Here is a 23875-nt window from a genome sequence, read left to right as displayed (position 1 = left end):
CGCACGGGGTTCCGTACGGCACGTCTTACGGTGTTGCCTGCTCGGCAACTGTTGTCTGCTCGACGTATTGGCGCAACGCCTTTGTGTCGAGCGGCCCCGGGGCGCGCAGTGCCCGCGGGAACGCCCGACGGCGCACCGCCTGGTCGAGACAGACCAGGGCGAGGTGCACATAGGCACCCCGGCCGGGCAGCGTACCGCGAGGATCGGGGGCGCATGCGTCCTCGATCCTCACGATCCGCAGGAGATCGTTCTTGGCCGCCCGCTCCCGGCACCCCACACAGGTGCGCTCAGGGCATGCTCGGGCGTGCGTCCGGCCAGACACGGTTAAGTCTACCTCCCCGTACCGACCTCACCCCTTCGGGGGAAAGATCGAACGGCTGTTGTCGTAAACCAAGCGACCTGCGGCTTGGATCTATTCCCGGCGGCCCGGCTGACGGGCCGCCCCGCCGCCCGATTACTCGGCCGGCTGCTCGGTGTCCGGGCGGATGTCGATGCGCCAGCCGGTGAGGCGGGCGGCGAGGCGGGCGTTCTGGCCCTCCTTGCCGATCGCGAGCGACAGCTGGTAGTCCGGCACGGTCACCCGGGCGGAGCGGGCGGCGAGGTCGACGACGTCCACCTTGCTCACCCGAGCGGGTGACAGGGCGTTCGCCACCATCTCCGCCGGGTCGTCCGACCAGTCGACGATGTCGATCTTCTCGCCGTTCAGCTCACCCATCACATTGCGCACCCGGCCGCCCATCGGGCCGATGCAGGCGCCCTTGGCGTTCAGACCCGAACGGGTGGACCGTACGGCGATCTTGGTGCGGTGGCCGGCCTCGCGGGCGATCGCGGCGATCTCCACCGAGCCGTCGGCGATCTCCGGAACCTCCAGGGCGAAGAGCTTCTTCACCAGGTTGGGATGCGTGCGGGAGAGGGTGACCGATGGTCCGCGGACGCCCTTGGCCACCCGGACGACGTACGAACGCAGGCGCATGCCGTGCGGGTAGGTCTCGCCGGGCACCTGCTCCTGCACCGGCAGGATGGCCTCCAGCTTGCCGATGTCGACGAGCACGTTCTTCGGGTCGCGGCCCTGCTGGACCACACCGGTGACGATGTCGCCCTCGCGGCCCGCGTACTCGCCGAGCGTCGCGTCGTCCTCGGCGTCGCGCAGCCGCTGCAGGATCACCTGCTTGGCGGTGGTGGCGGCGATCCGGCCGAAGCCGGAGGGGGTGTCGTCGAACTCGCGGGGCTCCTGGCCCTCCTCGATGTCCTCGGGATCCTCCTTCGCCCACACGGTCACATGCCCGGTCTCCCGGTTGAGCTCCACGCGCGCGTGTCGGCGGCTTCCCTCGGTGCGGTGGTAGGCGATGAGGAGGGCCGACTCGATCGCCTCGACCAGCAGGTCGAAGGAGATCTCCTTCTCCCGAACCAAGCCCCTCAGGGCACTCATGTCGATGTCCACGGCTACGCCTCCTCCTCTTCCGTCATGTCCTTCTTGTCCTTGCGGTTGAACTCGACCTGCACGCGCGCCCTGGCGATCTCCGGGAAGCCGAGTCTGCGGGTGGTCGCCTTGCGGCCCTTGACTCCGGGAACCTCGACGTCCAGACCCTCTTCGTCGACGTCGAGGATCCGTGCGACCAGTTCGCCGTCCTCGGCCAGCTGGAACTTCACGAGCCGGTCGACGGCGCGCACGAAGTGCCGGTGCTCGGTGAGGAGGCGCTCCGCGCCGGGGGTGCCGACCTCCAGGTCGTACGCCGCGTCGCCCATCGCGTTGGTCTCGTCGAGCCTCGCCGAGAGCGCACGGCTCACATCGGCGATGGCGTCCAGGTCCGCGCCACTGTCGGAGTCGACGACCACACGCAGCACCCGCTTGCGTCCGACGGAGTCCACGGCGATCTCTTCGAGATCCAGTCCCTGGGACGTGACGAGCGGTTCCAGCAGCTCTCGCAGCCTCTCGCTCTGGGTGGTGCTCATCCGGGTGACTCCTCGGCCGCGTGTGCTGTTGTGGGATGGGTCGCGTGTCTGGTCAAAGGGTATCCGGTCGCGAGGACTGTTGCGTCCTGCCACCGGCGGGCGGGCCGAGCGCCGTCGAGCCCGGTCGGCACCGTCCCGCGCCCTGGGGTCGGCTGTCTGAGCCGGTGACATGAAGCGAGGGACTGCGCGGGTACCGTGATCACTGCGGGCTGCCCTCCCGCCCGTGTGTTCGTACGAGCCTCCGAGGACGTCAGCCGTGCCGTACCCCCCGCCGTCGCGCACCCCCTCGGGTCCGCGCAGAAGATCCCTGCTCGCCTCCGCCGCCGGCGCCGCCCTGCTGGTGGGCTGCTCGGCCGATCCGGACTCCGGCAACAGCGGGGGCGCATCGGTGACGGCCCGGGAACGCGCGCGTGCGGCGCGGGACAGCCAGGGGCTGCTGGAGCGGTACGACGCCGTCCTCGCCGCGCATCCCGGGCTGTCCGGTCGGCTGCGCCCGCTGCGCGCCCAGGTCGCGGCGCACGTCCGGGCGTTCACGGACGGTACGGCGCCCGCTCCGGCACGGTCCTCGGCCTCCCCGTCCGCCGTGACCGTTCCGGCCGGCGAGAAGGACGCGCTGGCCGACCTGGCCACCGCCGAGCGCACCCTCGCCGGCTGGCGCGCCAAGGACCTGCTGGAGGTGCCGGCCGAACTGGCGCGGCTGCTGGCCTCGGTGGCGGCGGCCGGGGCCGCGCACGCGTACCTGCTGACGGAGGGGGCGAAGTGAGCGACGGAGCGAAGGACGAGACGAAGGCGGCCGAGCTGACCGCGGTGCAGGCCGCGCTGGCGGCGGAGCACGCGGCGGTGTACGGGTACGGCGTCGTCGGCGGCCGCATCGGGGAGGCCCGTCGGACCGAGGCGCGGGCGGCGTTCGACGCCCACCGGGCGAGCCGGGACGCGCTGACCCGCGAGGTCCGCGATCTGGGCGGGCAGCCGGTCGCCGCGGACGCCGCCTACGCGCTGCCCTTCCCGGTGCCGGATCCGGCCACGGCCGTGCTGCTCGCCGCGCACCTGGAGGAACGAGTGGCCGGGGTGTACGCGGACCTGGTGCGGGCTACGACGGGCGCGCGGCGCGGGGCGGCCGCCGCGGCGCTCCGGGAGGCCGCGGTGCGCGCGGTGCGCTGGAGCGGGCAGAGCGTAACCTTCCCTGGGCTCGCCGAGCGGGCCGGCGAGGGGACGGGCGCGGCCGGTACCACGCCGTCGGCCGCCGCCTCGACGGCACCGTGACCCGGTGACCCGGCAGGCGCCCGTACGACACGACCGTGGACTGGAAGGGAACGACTCGCGCATGGCTTTCGAACCGCCGCCGCGCCTGGTACGGGCGCTCGGTGAGACGGCTCCGGCCGGGGACGACTGGCTGGCGCAGCTGTCGGCCGCCGCCGAACAGGCCGTCGCCAGGCGCGAGTTGACGGTGGAGCGGGTGCAGGTGCCGGGCGGGCGGAGCAGCCTGGTGGTCCTGGTACGGCGGTCCGACGGCACCCCGGCCGTGCTGAAGCTGGCCCCGCCCAGGGCTCGCCCGGAGAGCGAGCGGGCGGCGCTGGCGCACTGGGGCGGACTGGGCGCCGTACAGCTGCTGGAGGACGGTGCGGAGGACGGGGCGCTGCTGCTGGAGCGGCTGCACCCGGATGTGTCGGTGCGGTCCCTGCCGGAGGCGAAGGCGCTGCTGGAGGCGGCGGGGACGCTGCGGCGGCTGTGGACCGAGCCGCCGGCGGGCCCTGTCTTCGAGGTGTTCGAGACCGTCGCCGAGCGCACCGGGCGGCAGGCGACGGCGATGCGGGCGGGCGCGGACGCCGAACCCGAGGTGGCGCCGCTGGTCGACGCGGCGCTGGCGGCCCGCGACGAGCTGGTGGCCGCGCCGCCTGAACAGCGGTTGCTGCACGGGACGTTCCGGCAGAGCAAGGTGCTCGCCGGGGAGCGGATGCCGTGGCTCGCGGTGGGGCCGGATCCGGTGGTCGGCGAGTGTGCGTTCGATCTGGCGCGGCTGGTGCGGGACCGGGTGGAGGACCTGATCGCGGCGCCCTCGGGGGCGGCGATCGTCCGGCGGCGGATCAAGCGGCTCGCGGAGTCGCTGGAGGTCGATCACGAGCGGTTGCGGGGGTGGACCTTGTTCCGGGCGGTGGAGTCCGGGGTGCGAGCACTTCGCGTGGGGCGGCCGCAGGACGGGGAACTTCTGCTGGAGTTCGCCGGCTGGCTGTGAAGGCGATGGGAGAAGCCCCCTGAGACCTCCGCGGATCTCAGGGGGCTTTCCTCTGCCGAGGGCTTTCCTTGCCGCTACGCCGTCAGGCGGGCGATCGCGTCCTCGACCGTCAGCTCCTCGCGCTCGCCGGTCTTGCGGTCCTTCAGTTCCACGACACCCTCGCCGGAGCGGCGGCCGGCGACCAGGATCTGCGGGACGCCGATCAGCTCGGCGTCGGTGAACTTCACGCCCGGGGAGACACCGGCCCGGTCGTCGACCAGGACGCGGACGCCTGCGGCGGCCAGCTTCTCGGCGACGTCGAGGGCCAGCTCGGTCTGCAGGGCCTTGCCGGCGGCGACCACATGCACGTCGGCCGGGGCGACCTCCTTGGCCCACACCAGACCCTTGTCGTCGGCGTTCTGCTCGGCGAGCGCGGCGACGGCACGCGAGACGCCGATGCCGTAGGAGCCCATGGTGACGCGGACGGGCTTGCCGTTCTGGCCGAGGACGTCGAGCTTGAGGGCGTCGGCGTACTTGCGGCCGAGCTGGAAGATGTGGCCGATCTCGATGGCGCGGTCCAGCTTCAGGCCGGTGCCGCACTTCGGGCAGGGGTCGCCCTCCTGCACCACGACCACGTCCACGTACTCGTCGACCTCGAAGTCACGGCCGGCGACGACGTTCTTGGCGTGCGTGTGCTCCTTGTTGGCGCCGGTGATCCAGGAGGTGCCGGGGGCCACGCGCGGGTCGGCGACGTACTTCACCTTCTCCCCCAGACCCTGCGGGCCGACGTAGCCGCGGACCAGGTCGGGGCGGCCGGCGAAGTCGGCCTCGGTGACCATCTCGACGGACGCCGGGGCGAAGTGCGCCTCGACCTTGTCCAGGTCGACCTCGCGGTCGCCGGGCACGCCGACGGCGACGATCTCGCCGTCCACCTTCACCAGCAGGTTCTTCAGCGTGGCGGAGGCCGGGACGCCGAGGGAGGCGGCGAGGGTCTCGATGGTCGGGGTGTCGGGGGTCGGGATCTCCTCAAGCGCGGGCACGGCCGAGCCGTCGACCGGCTGCAGCGCGTACGTGATCGCCTCGGTGTTGGCCGCGAAGTCGCAGTTCGGGCAGTCCGCGAAGGTGTCCTCACCGGCCTCGGCCGGGGCCAGGAACTCCTCGGACTTGGAGCCGCCCATGGCGCCGGCGGTGGCCGCGCAGATGCGGTAGTCGAGGCCGAGGCGGTCGAAGATGCGCTGGTAGGCCTCGCGGTGCAGGGCGTAGGACTTCGCGAGGCCCTCGTCCTCGGTGTCGAAGGAGTACGAGTCCTTCATCTGGAACTCGCGGCCGCGCAGGATGCCGGCGCGGGGGCGGGCCTCGTCGCGGAACTTGGTCTGGATCTGGTAGAGGATCACCGGCAGGTCCTTGTAGGACGTGCACTGGTCCTTGACCAGGAGGGTGAAGATCTCCTCGTGGGTGGGGCCGAGGAGGTAGTCGCCGCCCTTGCGGTCCTTGAGCCGGAACAGCTCCTGGCCGTACTCGTCCCAGCGGCCGGTGGCGTCGTACGGCTCGCGGGGCAGCAGGGCGGGGAGCAGCACCTCCTGGGCGCCGATGGCGTCCATCTCCTCACGGACGATCCGCTCCACGTTGGAGAAGACCTTCTTGCCGAGGGGCAGCCAGCTCCAGATGCCGGCGGCGGTGCGGCGGACGTAGCCGGCGCGGACGAGGAGCTTGTGGCTGAGGACCTCGGCGTCCGCCGGGTCGTCGCGCAGCGTCTTCGCCATCAACTGGGACATGCGCTGGACCGGTGCGTTGGCCATGGTTCTCGTACTCCTGCTGGGTAAGGGTGATGGCATAGGAGGTTAGCCGGGCCGCCTGTGCGGGCGGAAATCGGTTATGCCTCGTCTTTGTCCGCGAGTTTGTCCGCGGGTTTGCTCGCGGGTGTGTTCGCGGCTTTATCTGCGGCGCAGCGGCAGGGGGGCGCCCATCACCGCGTACGGCCGCGGGGCGCTCGGGAAGTGGACCTGGCGGGCGAGGTCGACATAGCCGAGGGAGTGGTAGAGGCCGCGGGCCGGGCTGTCGGTGTCGATCGCGGAGAGGATCGAGCGGGGTTCGGCGGCGGAGTCCGTGATGGTGGTGATCAGACGGCGGCCGATGCCGCGGTTCTGGTGGTCGGGGTGGACGTGGAGCTCTGTGATCACGAAGGAGTCGTCCAGCCAGAAGTCGTTGCCGGCCGCGCGGAGGTACGGCTCCACGACCGTCGACCACCAGTGGGTACGGGAGTTGGGCATGCCGTACACGAATCCGACGAGCCGTCCGCCGGCACTCGCGCCGAGGGCCCGCGCACCCTGGTACTGCATATGGCGCTGGACGATCTGCCGGCGTACGGCCACTTCGTCCGGGCCGAGTCCGAAGGCGACGGCTTGGACGGCCAAGGCCTCGTCCACGTGGGCGGAGAGGTCCAGAGTGCCGATCACGAGGTCCATGCCGGGAGCGTACAGGGGGCTGACCGCGGCCGGACGGGCGTGCGGGACGGGCTGTGCCCGGCATGCGGGACCAGGTGCAAGGCGGGGCCGGCGCCGGTCCGTCCGCGGTCCTAGGTCCTGCGTACGGACCCGGCTCGACCCGTCGGCCGATGATGCCGCCTGGGCACTCGCCTAGCGTCTTGTGTCATGGACGCTGACGGCACGCTCGACGAGGCCTATGAACGACTGCACCGGACCGGGCCCGAGTTCGAAGGATGGCTGAGCAATCACGGCCCCATGGCCGTGGAGGCGCTGGTCCGGCACGGACAGGCACGCCATGTCCATCGCTGGCTGGACCGCTACATGGACCGGCTGGACGAGTTGCCGCGCGGTCTGTCGCCGGTCACCGCCGACGACTGGCGCGCGGCGCTCGGCGACCCGCGCCGGCTCGCTGACTGGCTCGCGTTCTTCGCGCGGGAGGTCGGGGAGCGGCCCTGGCGCGCCGTACTGGAGTCATGGTGGCCGCGGCTGCTGCCCGGGATCGCGGCCGGCGCCACGCACGGGGTGATCCGGACCGGCCACGCCGTCCACGCCCTGCTGGACCACGAGGATGAGCCCCGGCTCGCCGAACTGGGCCAGGCCCTCGGCTACTGGGCGGCGCGCTGGCAGCCGGTCCCGCTCACCGCCCCGTCCGGAACCGCCGAGCCCGCCGCCGCCCTGGCCGGCCTGGTCCGGATCCCCGGCCAGAGCGGCGGCATCAACCACCGGCTCGGCCGGCTCTCCGGCCTGCCCGGCTGGCCGACCGCACTGGCCGCCCTGCGCCCGGCCGCCGATGCCGGGCAGGCCCGCGATCTGCTGGCGGAGGTGACCACGGCGGCGGCGCTGCACTACCTCCCGACCGCGCACGGCGCACCGGTGATGCTGGTGCACGCGGCGACCGCGCCCATGGCCGTGCTGCGCACGCTGCCCGCGCTGCCCCGCACCGAGTGGGTCGCGAGCCTGCACGCGGCCTGGGCGGCGAGCGCGGCCGTGACGGCGGTCTACGCCCCGGTGGCGCCCGCGCCCCCGGACAGCCTGCCCACCGCTCCCGGATCGGCCGAGGAGGTGTTCGAACTGGCCGCCCGGCACGGGGACGAGCACGTCATCAAGCTCGCCGACACCTGTCTGGACGTACACGCGCGCACCGGCCGCCCCGAGGCGCTCGCGGCGGTGATCCGCGCGGCCGCTCTGGTCGAGGAGCTGACCGTGTAGCCGTGGCCGGGAGGTGGGACCGGGGGTGGACCAGGGCCTGTCCGCCGGATCCTGTCGCAGACGCGGGGACCGACACGCCTTCGCTTGCCCGGGGCACCCCCGTCGCTCACGCTCACCTGCGCCGATGAAGCGCCGCCGATGCCCTGCGACCTGATCCGCCGGGCAGGCCCTGCCCTAGAACAGCACGCTCATGAACGCGCCGATCTCCTGGAACCCGACGCGGTGGTACGTCCGTCTCGCCGCCGTGTTGAAGTCGTTCACGTAGAGGCTGACCACCGGGGCCACATCGGCGAGCGCATAGCGCAGGACGGCTGCCATCCCCGGTGCCGCCAGGCCTCTCCCCCGGTACTCGGGGGCCACCCAGACGCCCTGGATCTGGCAGGCCTCGCTGGTCGCCGCGCCGATCTCCGCCTTGAAGACGACCTTGCCGCGCTCGTCGAGGCGGGCGAAGGAGCGGCCGGAGCCGACGAGTTCGGCGACGCGGGCCTGGTACAGCAGACCACCGTCGCCGGCCATCGGCGATACACCGACCTCCTCGGTGAACATCGCCACACACGCCGGCATGATCGTCTCCATCTCGTCCTTGCGGACGCGGCGGACGTAGGGGTCCGGGGCGATGTCGGCGGGCATGCGGTCGGTGACCATCAGGGGCTGGTGCGCGCGGATCTCCCGGGCGGGACCCCAGTGGGGCTCCAGCAGGCGCCACAGCGCGGCGGTGGGCTCGGCCGGACCGACGATGGAGGAGCAGCGGCGGCCGGCCCTTCGCGCCCGGTCCGCGAAGGCGCGGACGGCGCGCGGAGTGGCGCAGACCGGGACCAGGTTGGCGCCCGCGTAGCACAGGGACGTGAGCATGCCGTCCTCGTACCAGCCCCACATCTCGCCGCCGAGGCGCCACGGGTCGAGGCCGGCGACCTGCACCCGGGAGGTCACGAAGGCGTTCGTGACCGGCTCGCGGTCGAGGACGGCGAGCGCGGCGTCAAGGTCGCTCGGTTCGAGCACCCGTGAGCTGGTCTGGGTCAACACGTGCGGGGCCTCACCCTGGGGGTTCTGCTGGTCTCGGAACTTTACCCCGAGCGATTGTGGCGCGCTTGGGGGTGAGGGACGAGGCCCGAGGAGAGGAGTCCCGCCACCCACGGGTGACGGGACTCGGACCAGGGTGTGCGGGCTCAGCCGGCCACCGACACCGACGGCTCGCCGGAGATCACGCCGTCCTTCTCCATCTGCTCGGCCAGCTTCATGGCCTCCTCGATGAGGGTCTCCACGATCTTGGACTCGGGGACGGTCTTGATGACCTCGCCCTTGACGAAGATCTGGCCCTTGCCGTTGCCGGAGGCGACCCCGAGGTCGGCCTCCCGGGCCTCGCCCGGGCCGTTCACCACGCAGCCCATGACGGCGACGCGCAGCGGGACGTCCATGCCGGTCAGGCCGGCGGTGACTTCTTCGGCGAGCTTGTAGACGTCGACCTGGGCGCGGCCGCAGGACGGGCAGGAGACGATCTCCAGGCCGCGCTGGCGCAGGTTCAGGGATTCGAGGATCTGGTTGCCGACCTTGACCTCCTCCGCCGGCGGGGCCGACAGGGAGACGCGGATGGTGTCGCCGATGCCCTGGGAGAGCAGCGCGCCGAAGGCCACCGCCGACTTGATCGTGCCCTGGAAGGCCGGGCCCGCCTCCGTCACACCGAGGTGGAGCGGGTAGTCGCACTGCGCCGCCAGCTGCTTGTACGCCTCGATCATGATCACCGGGTCGTTGTGCTTGACGGAGATCTTGATGTCCCGGAAGCCGTGCTCCTCGAAGAGGGACGCCTCCCAGAGGGCCGACTCGACCAGGGCCTCCGGCGTCGCCTTGCCGTACTTCTGGAGCAGGCGCCTGTCGAGGGAGCCGGCGTTGACACCGATGCGGATCGGGGTGCCGTGGTCCTGGGCGGCCTGGGCGATCTCCCTGACCTTGTCGTCGAACTGCTTGATGTTGCCGGGGTTGACGCGGACCGCGGCGCAGCCGGCCTCGATGGCCGCGAAGACGTACTTGGGCTGGAAGTGGATGTCGGCGATGACCGGGATCTGGGACTTGCGGGCGATGGTCGCGAGGGCGTCGGCGTCGTCCTGGGTGGGACAGGCGACGCGGACGATCTGGCAGCCGGACGCGGTCAGCTCGGCGATCTGCTGGAGGGTGGCGCCGATGTCCGACGTACGGGTCGTGGTCATCGACTGGACCGAGACGGGTGCGTCTCCGCCGACCGCCACGCTTCCGACCTGGATCTGCCGGCTCTTCCGGCGCTCGGCGAGCTTGGTCGGAACGGACGGCATGCCGAGAGAAATCGCAGTCATCTGCTGTGCAACCCCAAGTCGTGGATCTAGGTCCGGTCCCGTCGACCGGCGGGCTCCAGGCTTCGAGATTACGGCACAGGCCTTGGCCCGAGCACATCCCACCCGTAAACCCACTCGTTGGGAGGCGGCCCGGAACACATGATTCCGGGCCGCCTCGAACGTCGCGTGGCTACGAGATTTTCACCGGGTTAACCACGTCCGCGATCAGCACCAGGATGGTGAAGCAGACGAAGATCCCGGCCACCACGTACGCCACCGGCATCAGCTTCGCCACGTCGAACGGACCCGGGTCCGGACGCCGGAGCACCCGGGCCACGTTCCGCCGCAGCGCCTCCCACAGGGCGCCCGCGATGTGCCCGCCGTCGAGCGGGAGCAGCGGGAGCATGTTGAACAGGAACAGCGAGAGGTTGAAGCCGGCGAGCAGCATCACGAACATCGCCACCTGCTGGGAGGCGGGGATGTCCAGGGTGGCGATCTCGCCGGTGACCCGGGCGGCGCCGACGATGCCCATCGGGGAGTCGGGTTCGCGCGGGCCGTCGCCGAAGGCGGCGTTCCACAGCGCGGGGATCTTGCCGGGCAGGGCGGCGAGGGAGTCGACGGCATCGCCGACCCGGTCGCTCATCCAGGTGACCGACTGACCGAAGTCCTGGTGGACGACACCGGTGGCGGAGCCGAAGCCGAGGAAGCCGGCCTTGACGTACTTGCCCTGGACGTACTGCCCGCTGGAGTCCTTCTGGGCGACCAGGTTGGTGGCGATGGTGGCGTGCAGGGTGAGCTGCCTGCCGTCGCGCTCGACGACGATCGGGACGGTTTTCCCGGCGCTGTCCCGGATCAGGTCCGACAGGGTGTTCCAGTCCTTGGTCGGTGTGCCGTCGAAGGAGACGATCTTGTCGCGCTTCTTCATGCCGGCGGCCTCGGCCGGGGAGGCGGCGTCGGACTTCTTGCAGCTGTCGCGGTGCTCGCTCTGCGCGATGACACAGGGCGAGACGGAGGCGACGGTGGTGGTCTGCTGCTGGATGCCGAAGCCCATGAGCACGGTGAAGAACAGGCCGATCGCGAGGATCAGGTTCATGAAGGGGCCCGCGAACATGACGATGACCCGCTTCCACGGCTTGCGCGTGTAGAACATGCGCGTCTCGTCACCGGCCTGCAGTTCTTCGTAGGCCGCCGAGCGGGCGTCCTCGATCATGCCCCGCCACGGGGAGGTCGAGCGGGCGGAGACGCGGCCCTGGTCGTCGGGCGGGAACATCCCGATCATGCGGATGTAGCCGCCGAGCGGGACCGCCTTGATGCCGTACTCGGTCTCCCCCTTCTTCCGCGACCAGACGGTCGGGCCGAAGCCGACCATGTACTGCGGAACGCGGATGCCGAAGAGCTTGGCCGTGGACAGGTGCCCCAGCTCGTGCCACGCGATCGAGACGAGCAGGCCGACCGCGAAGACCACTATGCCGAGGATGAACATCAAGGTCGTCATGCACGCGCCTCCGCGGTCGCCGTCGTGGCAGTCAGTTCACGAGCCCGGGCACGGGCCCAGGTCTCCGCTTCGAGGACGTCCGACACCGTGAGTGAAGTTCCCGTGTCCGGGGTGCCGTGTTCCTCGACGACCCGGGTGACGGTCTCCATGATCCCGTTGAAGGGCAGTGCGCCGCCCAGGAAGGCCTCGACGCACTCCTCGTTGGCCGCATTGAACACCGCCGGGGCGGTCCCCGCGAGCTGCCCCACGTGTCGGGCGAGGTTCACCGAGGGGAAGGCCTCGTTGTCCAGGGGGAAGAACTCCCAGGTGGAGGCCTTGCTCCAGTCGAAAGCGGGCGCGGCGTCGGGGACGCGTTCGGGCCAGCCCAGACCTATGGCGATGGGCCCGCGCATATCGGGGGGCGTCGCCTGGGCGATCGTGGATCCGTCGGTGAACTCGACCATCGAGTGGACATACGACTGGGGATGCACGACCACCTCAATGCGGTCGAAGGGAATGTCGTAGAGGAGGTGTGCCTCGATGACCTCCAGGCCCTTGTTGACGAGGGTCGCGGAGTTGATCGTGATCACCGGGCCCATCGCCCAGGTGGGGTGGGCGAGGGCGTCCTCGACGGTGACGTTCGCCAGCTCGGCCTTGGTGCGGCCGCGGAAGGGGCCGCCGGAGGCGGTGACGACGAGTTTGCGGACGTCGGCGCGGGTGCCGGCGGCCACGGCCTGGAAGAGGGCGGCGTGCTCGGAGTCGACCGGGATGATCTGGCCGGGCTTGGCCAGCCCCTTGACCAGTGGCCCGCCGACGATCAGGGACTCCTTGTTGGCGAGGGCGAGGGTGCGGCCCGCCCCCAGTGCGGCGAGGGTGGGCGCGAGGCCGATGGAGCCGGTGATGCCGTTCAGCACCGTGTGGCAGTCGGAGGCGGCGAGCTGGCTGGCCGCGTCCGGGCCGGCGAGGATCTCGGGGAGCGCCTCCCCGGGGCCGTACTCGGCGGCGAGTGCCTCGCGCAGGGCCGGTACGGCGTCCTCGCGGGCGACCGCCACGGTCCGCACCCGCAGCCGGTGTGCCTGCTCGGCCAGGAGGGCGACGCGGCCGCCGTTCGCGGACAGGGCGGTGACCCGGAAGCGGCCGGGGTGGCGCAGCACGAGGTCGATGGCCTGGGTGCCGATGGATCCGGTGGAGCCGAGGATCACCACGTCCTTGGGGCCGTCGCCCGCGACCGGGTCGTAGACGAGGTGCGGGTCGGCGAGGGGCGCCGGATGGGCGAGGCTGTCGGTCATCCCCCCATTGTTGCCGCAAGCGGTGACGGTCAGGACAGGGCATCCCCCGGGCGGGTGCGTAAACGGGTTTCGTCGCGGGATGAAGCAGTTCTCCCGTTGTGAAGCACTGGTGAAGATCGCGTGATAAGACTTCAGTCGCATCACTTCGCGGACGACATCCTGGGGGATCTCCATGCGCGCACAGCGCCTACGCGCAGCCCTGCCCGCCCTCGCCGGCGGGGCCGCCTCGCTCAGGGGCCGGGTACTGAAGGGCACCTCCGACCACGGGTACGTCTTCCCGGACGCCGGGATCGACTCCTGCTCGTGGACCACGCGGGACCCGAGCGGCGAGTACTGCTGAATTCCCGCGCTTCCGCTCGCCGATCATGACATCCTTTCGTCGGCGCCCGCCACGAAGGGCCACATAGGGGGAGGAATCACCACCATGAACCGCATGCGTACGACCGCGACGGTCCTGGCGACGGCCGGTCTGCTGACCGCCGCTCAACTCGGTCTCGCCGGGGGCGCGTTCGCGGCCACCCGAGCGCCGCAGAGCGCCGGCTGCCCGATCGACCTGGTCTACCCGAGCCGCTTCTACATCGACTCGCACGGCTGGGCGACCAACGGGGGACTGTACTTCGGCATCAAGAACGTGAGCACGACGAAGGCCTTCAAGAACGCCTCGCTCACCATCACGGACATGAAGAACATCCGCTTCGGCTCGGCCAGGGCCACGGGTGGCAAGGTCACCCACAGGACGTCGACGACGGTGACCGTGTCCACGGGGACGCTGAACAAGAAGGCGAGCCTCGGTGTGAAGGTGCAGACGCACCTGCTCAACACCCGCTCCTACCAGGTGAAGTTCACTCTGCGCGGCTCGGGCTGGACCTGCGCCGTGAACCAGGGCACCTGGGGCAACTGACCCCAGGCGCCCGGTCGGCCGGACCAGGAGGGCTCAGGCGCCGTAAGGACGGCGTTCGTTCTCCCGAGCGGACGGTCCCGGGGTCGCGTCGGCGATCCACGGGCCGTCCCCGGAGGGATCGACGATGCCTTCCTCCAGCCATGTGTAGGACCCTCCGAGCACGCCCTTGACCACCTTCCGGTCGAGGGCGTCGGTGTTGGTCCACAGCCGGTCGAAGAGTTCCTCGACGCGGATGCGGGCCTGCCGGCAGAAGGCATCGGCCAGCTGGTAGGCCTCGCGGCCGTGTTCGCCCCGGCTGCGCAGCAGTTCGGCACGGACACAGGCCGCGCTCATCGCGAACAGCTCGGCACCGATGTCCACGATCCGCCCGAGGAAGCCCTGCTTGGTCTCCATCCGGCCCTGCCAGCGGGACATGGCGTAGAAGGTGGAGCGGGCCAGCTTGCGGGCGGTGCGCTCGACATAGCGCAGATGCCCGGACAGATCGACGCTCTGCTTGAACTCGCCGTATGCCATGGGGAGTTGCCCCGGTCCGGCGACCAGCTTCGGCAGCCACTTGGCGTAGAAGACACCCGCGTTCGCGCCCGCCCTCGCCTTGTCGGACAGGGACTTGTCGGGGTCGATGAGGTCACCGGCGACCGAGAGATGGGCGTCGACGGCCTCGCGGGCGATCAACAGGTGCATGATCTCCGTGGAGCCCTCGAAGATGCGGTTGATCCGCAGGTCGCGCAGCATCTGCTCGGCCGGGACCGCCCGTTCGCCGCGTGCCTTCAGGGACTCGGCCGTCTCGTAGCCGCGGCCGCCGCGGATCTGGACCAGTTCGTCGGCCATCTTCCAGGCCATCTCGGATCCGTAGAGCTTGGCGAGGGCGGCCTCGATACGGATGTCGTTGCGGTCCTCGTCGGCCATCTGCGAGGAGAGGTCGAGGACGGCCTCCAGGGCGAACGTCGTCGCCGCGATGAAGCTGATCTTGGAGCCGACGGCCTCGTGCAGCGCCACCGGCTTGCCCCACTGCTCGCGCTCCGCCGACCATTCGCGGGCGATCTTCAGGCACCACTTGCCGGAGCCCGCGCACATCGCGGGCAGTGAGAGCCGGCCGGTGTTGAGGGTGGTGAGCGCGATCTTCAGGCCCGCGCCCTCGGGCCCGATGCGGTTCGCCGCCGGGACGCGCACCTGGTGGAAGCGGGTGACGCCGTTCTCGATGCCGCGCAGACCCATGAAGGCGTTGCGGTTCTCGACGGTGATGCCCTCCGAGGCCGCCTCCACCACGAAAGCGGTGATGCCGCCCTTGTGCCCCTCCGACTTCGGCACCCGGGCCATGACGACGAGCAGATCGGCGACCACCCCGTTGGTGGTCCACAGCTTCACCCCGTCGAGGACGTAGTCCTCCCCGTCGGGTACGGCCGTGGTCGCGAGCCGTGCCGGGTCGGAGCCGACGTCCGGCTCGGTGAGCAGGAAGGCGGAGATGTCGGTGCGGGCGCAGCGCGGCAGGAAGGCGTCCTTCTGCTCCTGGGTGCCGAACATCTTCAGCGGCTGCGGTACGCCGATCGACTGGTGGGCGGAGAGCAGCGCGCCGACCGCGGGGCTCACGGAGCCGACCATGGCGAGGGCCTTGTTGTAGTAGAGCTGGGTGAGACCGAGACCGCCGTACTTGGGGTCGATCTTCATGCCGAGGGCGCCGAGTTCCTTCAGACCCGCCACGACCTCGTCGGGGATACGGGCCTCGCGCTCGATGCGGGCCCCGTCGACTGTGGTCTCGCAGAACGCGCGCAGTTCGGCGAGGAACTCCTCCCCGCGCCGCACGGACTCGTCGTCGGGGAGCGGGTGGGGGTGGATGAGGTCGAGCCGGAAGCGCCCGAGGAACAGTTCCTTGGCGAAGCTGGGCTTGCGCCAGTCCTGTTCCCGGGCGGCCTCCGCCACCCGGCGTGCCTCGCGCTCGGTGACGGTGGTGCGTGAAGTGGTGGGGGCGGACATTGAGGCTCACCTCGCCGCGAAGAGGGACGACTGGGACGTTCGCTACCGACCAGTGCTACTGGATCGTTCGTACCCGAAACGGGCCCACCCCACCACCCCTCGCGCGGCCATCCGGCCGAAAGCCCTGCCACCGCCCCGGCGCGCGGGTGTGTACTACCTCTCGACGGTACGTCCGAGATATCGGCCATCTCTCTTGACGAGGAAAAGGCGTCGAAGCGCTTCGACAGCCTCTGGACACCCCACCTTGGCTGAGGCTAGTGTCAGTCTCACCCTCACTCGTTCTCGTCAGCAGCGCGCGTTGTCGAAGCGCTTCACAAAGCTTGGAGCACGGATGGTCACCCTCGCCGAGGTCGCCCAGCACGCCGGAGTCTCGGCGAGCACGGTGAGCTATGTCCTCAGCGGCAAGCGGTCCATCTCCGCGACCACCCGGCAACGGGTCGAGCAGAGCATCCGGGAACTGGGCTACCACCCGAACGCCGGTGCCCGCGCCCTGGCCGGCAAACGGTCGAACATCATCGCGCTGATGATCCCGCTGCGCACCGACATGTATGTGCCGGTGATGATGGAGATCGCCATCGCGGTGGCCACCACGGCGCGCATCCACGGATACGACGTCCTGCTGCTCACCGGAGAGGAGGGGCCAGACGCGGTGCGCCGGGTGACCGGCAGCGGTCTCGCCGACGCGATGATCCTGATGGACGTCGAGCTGCAGGACGAGCGGCTGCCGCTGCTGCGGGAGACCGACCAGCCCTCGGTACTCATCGGTCTGCCGGCCGACACGACGGGTCTGACCTGCGTGGACCTGGACTGGAGCGCGACCGGCGCGCTGTGCGTGGACCAGCTGGCGGGGCTCGGTCACGGTGACATCGCCGTCATCGGCGAGGCCCCGGCCGTCTACGAGCGGCACACCGGTTTTGCCGAGCGCACCCTCGACGGACTGCGCTCCCGGGCCCGCGAGACGGGCGTCCGGGTGCTGCACCGTCCGTGCGAGGGCGGGTACGACGCGATGGCCCTCACCCTGGCCCGGATCTTCGACGAGCGCCCGGCGACGACCGGGTTCGTGGTGCAGAACGAGTCGGCGGTGGAGCCGCTGCTCGCGCTGCTGCGCCAGCAGGGCCGGGCCGTGCCGGAGGACGTGTCCGTCGTCGCGATCTGCCCGGACCAGGTCGCCGTCCAGGCCTCGGTACGGCTGACCTCGGTCGCGATCCCGGCGCAGGAGATGGGCCGGTACGCGGTCGAGCACCTGGTGGCCAAGCTGGACGGGCGGGGCGGCGACGAGGTCGTGCTGCTCACGCCCGAGCTGACGGTACGGGCGAGTTCGGGACCGGCACCGGCCGCGCCCTGACACCACCCCTCTCCGCTGCCTCACCTCTCCTGTGCCTCGTCCGTGCGGGGCACCCCTGCCTGCTTCCCCGTCTGCACTCCTCACTCCAGGAGCACGCCGTGAACCAGCATGCCGTCGCGCAGCCCAAGGTCAGTCTCGCCCAGTCCTCCCCCACCGTCGGCACCTTCCGGGAGCGGGACGGGGCGCTGGAGTGGAGCGGCCGGCAGGAGACGGTGCGGATCGAGCCCTGGGGTCCGGACGCGGTCCGGGTGCGCGCCCGGCTCGGCGGCCCGGTGCTGGAGGGGCTGCCGGGTGCCCTCCTCGACTCCCCGCCCGCCCAGGACGCGACGGTCAAGATCGGTGAGGGCGAAGGGCAGTTGACGGTCGGCGCGCTGACCGTCGAGGTGAGCGCCGAGGGCCTGGTCAGCTTTCTGCGCACCGACGACCGCAGCGAGCTGCTCGCCGAGGAGCGGGCCCACTTCTGGTGGCCCGGACCGCGCCTGTACACGGCGGTCGGGGGCGGCCACCACCGCCTGGAGCAGCGCTTCGCCGCCTACGAGGACGAGAAGCTGTACGGCCTCGGGCAGCACCAGCACGGGCACTTGGACCAGAAGGGTCTCGTGCTGGACCTGGTGCAGCGCAACGCCGAGGTGAGCGTCCCGGTGCTGGTGTCCAGCCGGGGCTACACGCTGCTCTGGAACAACCCGGCGATCGGCCGGGTGGAGCTGGCGGGCAACGGGACCCGCTGGGTGGCGGATGCGGCCCGGCAGATCGACTACTGGATCACGGCGGGCACCCCGGCCGACGGCCAGCGCGCCTACAGCGCGGTGACCGGGCGTACCCCGATGCTGCCGGAGTGGGCGGCCGGCTTCTGGCAGTGCAAGCTGCGCTATCGCACCCAGGACGAACTCCTCGCCGTGGCACGGGAGTACAAGCGCCGGGGCCTGCCCCTGTCGGCGATCGTGTGCGACTTCTTCCACTGGACCCACCTCGGCGAGTGGCGCTTCGACCCGCGGGAGTGGCCGGACCCGGCGGCGATGGTCAGCGAACTGGACGAGTTGGGCGTCAAGCTGGTCGTGTCCGTGTGGCCGTCGGTGTCCCCGCTCTCGGAGAACCATCCGCTCATGGAGCAGCGCGGCCACTTCATCGGCACCCAGTACGGCCCGGTCGCGCACGCCGACTGGCCGGACAACGAGGTCGCCGCCCCGGTCCAGGTGGCGTTCTACGACGCCACGAACCCCGAGGCCCGGGAGTTCTTGTGGTCCCGCGTCCGCGACAACTACCTCGCCCCGTACGGCATCACGGCCTTCTGGCTGGATGCCTGCGAGCCGGAGCTGAAGCCGGGCTTCCCGGAAAACCTGCGCTACTGGGCGGGCCCGGGTCTGGAGGTCGGCAACCTCTACCCGCGCGAGAACGCCCGCACCTTCTACGAGGGCCTGCGTGCGTCCGGCGTCGGCGACGACGAGGTGATCAGCCTCAACCGCTCGGCGTGGGCGGGCAGTCAGCGCTATGCCGCGGCCCTGTGGTCCGGTGACATCGGCACCGACTTCGCGACCCTGCGCCGCCAGATCGCGGCGGGCCTCAACACCGCGCTGTCCGGCATCCCCTGGTGGAACACCGACATCGGCGGCTTCCACGGCGGCGACCCGGAGGACCCGGCGTACCGCGAGGTGATGATCCGCTGGTTCCAGTTCGGCGCGCTGTCCCCGCTGATGCGGCTGCACGGCTTCCGCGACCCGGCCATGCCGCTGGGCCCGGAGATGACCGGAGGCCCGAACGAGGTGTGGTCCTACGGCACGGAGGCCGGCGGGATCCTGGAGCGGTATCTGCGGCTGCGCGAGCGCCTGAGGCCGTACGTGCTGACGGTCATGCGTGAGGCTCACGAGGAGGGGCTGCCGGTGCTGCGCCCGCTGTTCCTGGAGTTCCCGGACGACCAGGCGGCGTGGTCGGTGGACGACGCCTATCTGTTCGGCCGGGATCTCCTGGTCGCCCCGGTGCTGACCGCCGGCGCGACGACTCGGACGACGTACCTGCCGGCGGGCGCGCGCTGGACGGACGCGTGGACGGGTGAGTCGTACGAGGGAGGTACGGCGGTGACGGTGGACGCTCCGCTGGACCGCATCCCGCTGTTCCTGCGGGACGGTGCGGAGCTGCCGGTCACCGAGTGAGCGCGCGAAGGGCCGGCCCCGCACGGGCCCGGCCCCCAAGTGCCACTCAACTGCCGCTGATGCTCTCGCCGTTGACGGTGAAGTTCAGTCCGCCGGCCGAGGAGGTGATCTCGACTCGTTGTTGCCCTTGCAGACAGTCCAGGTGGAGCCGCCGAGGCCGACGGTGCCCTGTGCGGTGCCCAGCGGGCCGACGGCGCCGGTCTTGTCGACCCAGAGCACCGAGGTCTTCAGGGTCGCCAGGTCGATCTTGCCGGTGAAGCCGATCGCGGAGCCGTTCTTCGCGGGGATGTCCGGGGTCACCACGTGGTCGCGACGTAGGACGGCAAGAGCTTCTTGGCACTCTTGCCCGCGCAGGAGCCGCCGCCCGAACCGCCGCCCGAACCGCTGCCCGAGCCGCCGCACGCGGTGAGCAACGGCATGCCTCCCGCCACCGCTGCGGCGGCGACCGCCGCGGTGGAGGCGAGGAAGCTTCTCAGGGCCTAGGGGCGGAAGAGGCGGCGTTCGGCGTCATCGCGTCAACCCTTCATGACGCACCAGGACACCCGGCGGTGGGCCGTCGGCTGCGGTCACTCGAAGCGCTTCGCTGCTATGAGGTAAGTGAACGCCTGGGGGCGCACAAGGGTCGCTTCCAAGATTCCTGCGATACCCGGCGCCACCCCGCGAACGTCCCTACGCCCTTACCTTGTCGGCCAGATGTGAGCCTTCTCCACGCAGGGCACCTTGACACCCGGCTTCCGCCGACCGAGCAGCGAAGCGCGTCGACGACCTGCTGGCGCGGCTCACTTTGGACGAGAAGGTCTCCTTCCTGCACCAGTACGCGCCCGCCGTGGAGCGTCTGGGCATCGGCGCCTTCCGCACCGGCCAGGAGGCGCTGCACGGCGTCGCCTGGATGGGCCCGGCGACGGTGCTCCCGCAGGCCGTCGGCCTCGGCGCGACCTGGAACCCGGAGCTGGTGCGGCGGGTCGGCGAGGCGGTGTCCACGGAGGCGCGGGCGATGCGGGCCCGGGACGGCCGGGTCGGCCTCAACGTCTGGTCCCCGACGGTGAATCTGCTCCGGCATCCGCTGTGGGGCCGTAACGAGGAGGGCTACTCGGAGGACCCGAAGCTGACCTCGGCGATCGCCACGCCGTACACGCGTGGGCTGAGCGGCGACCATCCGCTGTACTGGCGCACGGCCCAGGTGGCTCGCGCACGTCGGCTTCTCCGGGTGAGGGCCCGGAGGAGCCCGGCGACGGGAAGGGGTCCGCCACGGAGAAGGGGTCCGGCACCGGAAGGCAGCGGTGCCTGACCCCTTCTCCGTGGCGGGCATGCGAAACGGCCCGGGTCCAGGACCCGGGCCGTCACAGTGGCGGTGCTCACGCCCGATCGTCAGCCGCGGCTCGCCTTGCCGAGAGCCGGGACGAAGCGGAGGGCGTCCAGGGTGCCGACGCCGGTGGCCATGTCGTAGCCGGTGACGGCCTTGTAGCCCTCGACGCCCTGGTAGCTGTTGTCCGTGCCGTCGTTGACGTCGACGACGCCCGGGTTCTTCTGCTTCAGCAGGGTGTAGAGAGCCGCGTTGATGTTGCCCACGCGGTGGCCGGCCGCCTGGTCGGCGAGCGCGACGATGCCCGAGAAGAGCGGGCTGGCCTCGCTGGTGCCGCCGGAGACGTCCCAGCCGGTGGCGGTCGGGTCGTAGCTGGAGTACACCCAGGCACCGCCGTTGACCGCGGCGGCCATCGAGATGTCCGGGGTGCCGCGGCGGGTGCCGACGACGTTCTTCACGCCGTCCTGGAAGGACGGGCGGGTGAACACGTGGGACTGGCCGCCGCCGCCCGCGCCGTTGTCGTTGTACACGCTGTCCGGCTTGACGCGCTGGCCCTTGTCGTTCAGGTGCAGCTGGGTGCCGCCGATGGAGGTGACCAACGGGTCGGAGGACGGCCAGGAGTTGACGCGGTATTTGTAGAACGTCTTGCCGTCCGCCATGGCGTCGGTGGCGCCGCCGTCACCGGAGGAGGCGAGGACCGTCACGTGCTTGCGCTGGGCGTCCTCGAAGGCGTACCGGAGCTTCTTGATGCTGGAGAAGTCGCCCTTGTCGAAGCCCGGGAAGGTGTTCTCGGTGGCGCCGAAGCTCTGGCTGATGACGTCGCCGACCCCGTGGTCGATCATGGACTTCTCGGCGGACATCATCTCCGGCAGACCGGTGGTGCCCTCGGTCTCGGCGACCGCCGTCTCGACCAGCACGATCTTCGCGTCCGGCGCGACGGCGTGCGCCATCTCGACGTCCAGCGTGGTCTCGCCGGCCCATCCGGTCATGTCGGAGTTCTTGGGGTCGAACGGCGGGACATGACCCCACTTGACGACGTTGACCTTGGTGCTGGGCAGCCCGAACTGCTTGCTGTAGACGTCCAGGTCGTGCTGGACGGTCGGGGAGCCGAAGGAGTCGACGATGACGATCGTCCGCCCCTTGCCCGTGATCCCCTTCTTGTACAGCGGGTTCAGGTTGTACGCGGTGCGGTACTGCAGCGGGTTGTAGCAGTTGATGTGCCACTTGGCCTGGCACTGCTCGATGGGGAGGGGGCTGGCCACACCGTGCACCAGGGAGTGCCCCGCGACGGCCGGCTGCGCGAAGGTGTGCGGTACGCCGGCGGGCGCGGCGGTGGTGGCGCCGGCCTGGGAGGTGGCCGCCAGTGCGGCGGCGACGAGCGCGACGGTGGCGGCGGACGCCGCGACGCCGCGCCCGGAACGGGCTATGTGCATGTGGTCCCCTGAGTGGTCTGTTCCGTCCTGATCAGGAAGGACCCGACTCGGACGAAGTGGTCAGGCGCATCCCATCGGGTGAGTCATGGACAGATCAAGACTCAGGGCAGGACTCTTGAACAGCCGATGTCGATTCCTTTACCAGGAAGCAGAAAACAGACAGAAAACATGCAGAAAAGAGAGAAACGGCCGCAGCCCCCGCACAGTGGGCTGCGGCCGTCTCCGGCTGACCTGTCCGTGGCAGGTCAGAGCGCGAGGCCGGTCAGGACCAGCACGCGCTCGTATGTGTAGTCGTCCATCGCGAACTTGACGCCCTCACGGCCCACACCGGACTGCTTGGCACCGCCGTACGGCATCTGGTCGGCGCGGTAGGACGGGACGTCGCCGATGACGACACCGCCGACCTCTAGGGCGCGGTGGGCACGGAAGGCGACCTGCAGGTCGTGGGTGAACACGCCTGCCTGGAGGCCGTACTTGGAGGAGTTGACGGCGGCGAAGGCCGCCGCCTCCCCGTCGGCCTTCTGCACGGTGAGGACGGGCCCGAAGACCTCCTCGCAGGAGAGGGTGACATCGGCCGGTACGTCGGTGAGGACGGTCGGCGCGTAGGAGGCGCCGTCGCGGTCGCCGCCCGTGAGCAGCGTGGCGCCGGCCTCGACCGCCTCCTTCACCCAGGACTCGACGCGCTCGGCCGCGGCCTCGCTGACCAGCGGGCCGACGTCCGTCTTGGCGTCGGTCGGGTCACCGGTGACCTGGGCCTCGACGGCGGCGACGATGCGCGGCAGCAGACGGTCGTACACCGACGCGTCGGCGATCACCCGCTGCACGGAGATGCAGGACTGGCCGCCCTGGTAGTTGGAGAAGGTCGCGATGCGGGTCGCGGCCCAGTCCAGGTCGGCGTCGGAGGCGAAGTCGCCGAGGACGACGGCGGCGCCGTTGCCGCCCAGCTCCAGCGTGCAGTGCTTGCGCGGCACCGAGTCCATGATCGCGTAGCCGACCTTCTCGGAACCGGTGAAGGAGATGACCGGCAGCCGCTCGTCCTGGACGAGGGCGGGCATCTTGTCGTTGCCGACCGGGAGGATGCTCCAGGAGCCGGCCGGGAGGCCCTCGGTCTCCGCGAGCAGGTCGCCGATGATCAGGCCGGACAGCGGGGTGGCCGGGGCCGGCTTGAGGATGATCGGGGCGCCGGCGGCGATCGCCGGGGCGATCTTGTGGGCGCACAGGTTCAGCGGGAAGTTGAACGGCGCGATGCCGAGCACGACGCCCTTCGGGAAGCGGCGGGTGAGGGCGAGACGCCCCTGCCCACCGAGGTCGGTGTCGAGCCGCTGGGCCTCACCGCCGTTGAACCGGCGGGCCTCTTCGGCGGCGAACCGGAACACCGAAACGGCACGTCCGACTTCCCCTCGCGCCCACTTGATCGGCTTGCCGTTCTCGGCGGAGATCAGCTGGGCGATCTCCTCGGCGCGCTCGACCAGCCGCTTGCTGACGTGGTCGAGCGCGGCGGCGCGCACGTGCGCCGGGGTGGCGGCGAACTCGTCCCGCACGGCGTACGCGGCGGCCACGGCCTCCTCGACCTGGGCGTCGGTCGGCACGCTGACCTTGCCGACGAGCCGGCCGTCCCACGGGGAGGTGACGTCGAAGGTGTCCTCGCCGGTGACCTGGCGGCCGGCGAGCCAGAAGGCGTGGGTGGAAGTCATCTGTGAGTCCCGGCCTTTCCGCGTTTGGGGGGTGCTTGGCTTTCGAGCTCCACGGTAGGGGCGCGACGGCCGAGGGTCGTTTGTCCGAGTCGTAGCAGTCGGGGTGGGGGGTACGCCGGAATGGCGGGGTCACCGGGGGGCTCGGGCACCGGGCG

Annotated in this window: 20 protein-coding genes and 2 pseudogenes; 9 read left to right on the top strand and 13 right to left on the bottom strand. The window is 71.0% G+C overall.

Going from position 1 to position 23875, the window contains the following annotated elements; all coding sequences use genetic code 11:
• Window positions 1-25: 25 nt before the first annotated feature.
• The 3 genes from AV521_RS26745 to rimP form a co-directional block, all read right to left on the bottom strand.
• Window positions 26-322, bottom strand: a complete 297-nt coding sequence (locus AV521_RS26745) for a YlxR family protein (RefSeq protein ID WP_076091485.1) — start codon at window positions 320-322, stop codon at window positions 26-28.
• A gap of 132 nt (window positions 323-454) precedes the next feature.
• Complete coding sequence (gene nusA / locus AV521_RS26740) at window positions 455-1441, bottom strand: transcription termination factor NusA (RefSeq protein WP_076091483.1); 987 nt, start codon at window positions 1439-1441, stop codon at window positions 455-457.
• A gap of 2 nt (window positions 1442-1443) precedes the next feature.
• On the bottom strand, window positions 1444-1953 hold the full coding sequence (gene rimP / locus AV521_RS26735) for a ribosome maturation factor RimP (protein ID WP_076091481.1): 510 nt from the start codon (window positions 1951-1953) through the stop codon (window positions 1444-1446).
• 256 nt (window positions 1954-2209) lie between these two features.
• Between rimP and AV521_RS26725 the strand changes: the two genes are divergently transcribed.
• The 3 genes from AV521_RS26725 to AV521_RS26715 all read left to right on the top strand — a co-directional run bounded on the left by AV521_RS26725 (window position 2210) and on the right by AV521_RS26715 (window position 4186).
• A complete protein-coding gene (locus AV521_RS26725) occupies window positions 2210-2716 on the top strand; it encodes a hypothetical protein (RefSeq protein WP_076091479.1) in 507 nt (168 codons plus the stop codon).
• Window positions 2713-3216 (top strand): ferritin-like domain-containing protein, encoded by a 504-nt coding sequence (locus AV521_RS26720; RefSeq protein ID WP_076091477.1) that lies wholly within the window; start codon window positions 2713-2715, stop codon window positions 3214-3216. Before AV521_RS26725 ends, AV521_RS26720 begins: the two co-directional genes overlap by 4 nt.
• 61 nt (window positions 3217-3277) lie before the next feature.
• Complete coding sequence (locus tag AV521_RS26715; RefSeq protein ID WP_076091475.1) at window positions 3278-4186, top strand: aminoglycoside phosphotransferase family protein; 909 nt, start codon at window positions 3278-3280, stop codon at window positions 4184-4186.
• A 74-nt stretch (window positions 4187-4260) separates the two neighbouring features.
• Here AV521_RS26715 and AV521_RS26710 read toward each other — a convergent pair whose 3' ends face one another.
• Complete coding sequence (locus AV521_RS26710) at window positions 4261-5964, bottom strand: proline--tRNA ligase (protein WP_076091473.1); 1704 nt, start codon at window positions 5962-5964, stop codon at window positions 4261-4263.
• Window positions 5965-6099: 135 nt separating this feature from the next.
• Complete coding sequence (locus tag AV521_RS26705; protein ID WP_076091471.1) at window positions 6100-6630, bottom strand: GNAT family N-acetyltransferase; 531 nt, start codon at window positions 6628-6630, stop codon at window positions 6100-6102.
• 186 nt (window positions 6631-6816) lie between these two features.
• Here AV521_RS26705 and AV521_RS26700 point away from each other — a divergent pair, with 186 nt between their 5' ends.
• Window positions 6817-7860 (top strand): questin oxidase family protein, encoded by a 1044-nt coding sequence (locus AV521_RS26700; RefSeq protein ID WP_076091469.1) that lies wholly within the window; start codon window positions 6817-6819, stop codon window positions 7858-7860.
• Window positions 7861-8034: 174 nt separating this feature from the next.
• Here the strand turns inward: AV521_RS26700 and AV521_RS26695 are convergent, their stop codons facing one another.
• From AV521_RS26695 to dxr, 4 genes are all read right to left on the bottom strand, one after another.
• Complete coding sequence (locus tag AV521_RS26695; RefSeq protein WP_076091467.1) at window positions 8035-8883, bottom strand: GNAT family N-acetyltransferase; 849 nt, start codon at window positions 8881-8883, stop codon at window positions 8035-8037.
• 143 nt (window positions 8884-9026) lie between these two features.
• Complete coding sequence (ispG, locus tag AV521_RS26690) at window positions 9027-10184, bottom strand: flavodoxin-dependent (E)-4-hydroxy-3-methylbut-2-enyl-diphosphate synthase (RefSeq protein ID WP_076091465.1); 1158 nt, start codon at window positions 10182-10184, stop codon at window positions 9027-9029.
• 169 nt (window positions 10185-10353) lie between these two features.
• Complete coding sequence (locus AV521_RS26685; RefSeq protein WP_076091463.1) at window positions 10354-11658, bottom strand: RIP metalloprotease; 1305 nt, start codon at window positions 11656-11658, stop codon at window positions 10354-10356.
• Window positions 11655-12926: a 1-deoxy-D-xylulose-5-phosphate reductoisomerase gene (gene dxr / locus AV521_RS26680; RefSeq protein WP_076091461.1), complete on the bottom strand. Its 1272-nt coding sequence runs from the start codon at window positions 12924-12926 to the stop codon at window positions 11655-11657. Before dxr ends, AV521_RS26685 begins: the two co-directional genes overlap by 4 nt.
• A 172-nt stretch (window positions 12927-13098) precedes the next feature.
• Between dxr and AV521_RS49435 the strand changes: the two genes are divergently transcribed.
• A complete protein-coding gene (locus AV521_RS49435; RefSeq protein WP_179023408.1) occupies window positions 13099-13266 on the top strand; it encodes a hypothetical protein in 168 nt (55 codons plus the stop codon).
• A gap of 93 nt (window positions 13267-13359) precedes the next feature.
• Window positions 13360-13827, top strand: a complete 468-nt coding sequence (locus tag AV521_RS26675; RefSeq protein ID WP_256725689.1) for a hypothetical protein — start codon at window positions 13360-13362, stop codon at window positions 13825-13827.
• 33 nt (window positions 13828-13860) lie between these two features.
• Here AV521_RS26675 and AV521_RS26670 read toward each other — a convergent pair whose 3' ends face one another.
• Complete coding sequence (locus AV521_RS26670) at window positions 13861-15798, bottom strand: acyl-CoA dehydrogenase family protein (RefSeq protein ID WP_076091457.1); 1938 nt, start codon at window positions 15796-15798, stop codon at window positions 13861-13863.
• Between the two features lie 331 nt (window positions 15799-16129).
• On the opposite strand from AV521_RS26670, the gene AV521_RS26665 reads away from it, so the two are divergent.
• Together AV521_RS26665 and AV521_RS26660 are read left to right on the top strand one after the other, a co-directional pair.
• Window positions 16130-17143, top strand: a complete 1014-nt coding sequence (locus AV521_RS26665) for a LacI family DNA-binding transcriptional regulator (RefSeq protein WP_076091455.1) — start codon at window positions 16130-16132, stop codon at window positions 17141-17143.
• A gap of 98 nt (window positions 17144-17241) precedes the next feature.
• Window positions 17242-19290: a TIM-barrel domain-containing protein gene (locus AV521_RS26660; RefSeq protein WP_076091453.1), complete on the top strand. Its 2049-nt coding sequence runs from the start codon at window positions 17242-17244 to the stop codon at window positions 19288-19290.
• Window positions 19291-19506: 216 nt separating this feature from the next.
• Here the strand turns inward: AV521_RS26660 and AV521_RS51135 are convergent.
• Window positions 19507-19801 (bottom strand): annotated as a pseudogene (locus tag AV521_RS51135) (Tat pathway signal sequence domain protein); the annotation flags it as partial.
• Between the two features lie 237 nt (window positions 19802-20038).
• Between AV521_RS51135 and AV521_RS26650 the strand changes: the two are divergent.
• Window positions 20039-20479: pseudogene (locus AV521_RS26650) on the top strand (glycoside hydrolase family 3 N-terminal domain-containing protein); the annotation flags it as partial.
• 179 nt (window positions 20480-20658) lie between these two features.
• Here AV521_RS26650 and AV521_RS26645 read toward each other — a convergent pair.
• Both AV521_RS26645 and AV521_RS26640 read right to left on the bottom strand, forming a co-directional pair.
• The gene (locus AV521_RS26645) at window positions 20659-22026 is read right to left on the bottom strand and encodes a S8 family serine peptidase (protein ID WP_076091451.1); all 1368 of its coding nucleotides are present in this window, start codon (window positions 22024-22026) and stop codon (window positions 20659-20661) included.
• A 245-nt stretch (window positions 22027-22271) separates the two neighbouring features.
• The gene (locus AV521_RS26640) at window positions 22272-23720 is read right to left on the bottom strand and encodes an aldehyde dehydrogenase family protein (protein ID WP_076091449.1); all 1449 of its coding nucleotides are present in this window, start codon (window positions 23718-23720) and stop codon (window positions 22272-22274) included.
• Window positions 23721-23875: the final 155 nt, after the last annotated feature.

Source organism: Streptomyces sp. IMTB 2501 (assembly GCF_001953885.1).
Classification (GTDB): Bacteria; Actinomycetota; Actinomycetes; order Streptomycetales; family Streptomycetaceae; genus Streptomyces.
The sequence above is the reverse complement of the archived record's forward strand: the minus strand, read 5'-3'. Positions and strand labels throughout refer to the sequence as shown.

Bases quoted from the DNA above. Each gene is read 5' to 3' on its own strand.
- AV521_RS26685 (WP_076091463.1), bottom strand. From the start codon at position 11,658: ATGACGACCTTGATGTTCATCCTCGGCATAGTGGTCTTCGCGGTCGGC.
- rimP (WP_076091481.1), bottom strand. From the start codon at position 1,953: ATGAGCACCACCCAGAGCGAGAGGCTGCGAGAGCTGCTGGAACCGCTC.
- AV521_RS26675 (WP_256725689.1), top strand. From the start codon at position 13,360: ATGCGTACGACCGCGACGGTCCTGGCGACGGCCGGTCTGCTGACCGCC.
- AV521_RS26645 (WP_076091451.1), bottom strand. From the start codon at position 22,026: ATGCACATAGCCCGTTCCGGGCGCGGCGTCGCGGCGTCCGCCGCCACC.
- dxr (WP_076091461.1), bottom strand. From the start codon at position 12,926: ATGACCGACAGCCTCGCCCATCCGGCGCCCCTCGCCGACCCGCACCTC.
- AV521_RS26705 (WP_076091471.1), bottom strand. From the start codon at position 6,630: ATGGACCTCGTGATCGGCACTCTGGACCTCTCCGCCCACGTGGACGAG.
- AV521_RS26670 (WP_076091457.1), bottom strand. From the start codon at position 15,798: ATGTCCGCCCCCACCACTTCACGCACCACCGTCACCGAGCGCGAGGCA.
- ispG (WP_076091465.1), bottom strand. From the start codon at position 10,184: ATGACTGCGATTTCTCTCGGCATGCCGTCCGTTCCGACCAAGCTCGCC.
- AV521_RS49435 (WP_179023408.1), top strand. From the start codon at position 13,099: ATGCGCGCACAGCGCCTACGCGCAGCCCTGCCCGCCCTCGCCGGCGGG.
- AV521_RS26715 (WP_076091475.1), top strand. From the start codon at position 3,278: ATGGCTTTCGAACCGCCGCCGCGCCTGGTACGGGCGCTCGGTGAGACG.
- AV521_RS26665 (WP_076091455.1), top strand. From the start codon at position 16,130: ATGGTCACCCTCGCCGAGGTCGCCCAGCACGCCGGAGTCTCGGCGAGC.
- AV521_RS26700 (WP_076091469.1), top strand. From the start codon at position 6,817: ATGGACGCTGACGGCACGCTCGACGAGGCCTATGAACGACTGCACCGG.
- AV521_RS26640 (WP_076091449.1), bottom strand. From the start codon at position 23,720: ATGACTTCCACCCACGCCTTCTGGCTCGCCGGCCGCCAGGTCACCGGC.
- AV521_RS26710 (WP_076091473.1), bottom strand. From the start codon at position 5,964: ATGGCCAACGCACCGGTCCAGCGCATGTCCCAGTTGATGGCGAAGACG.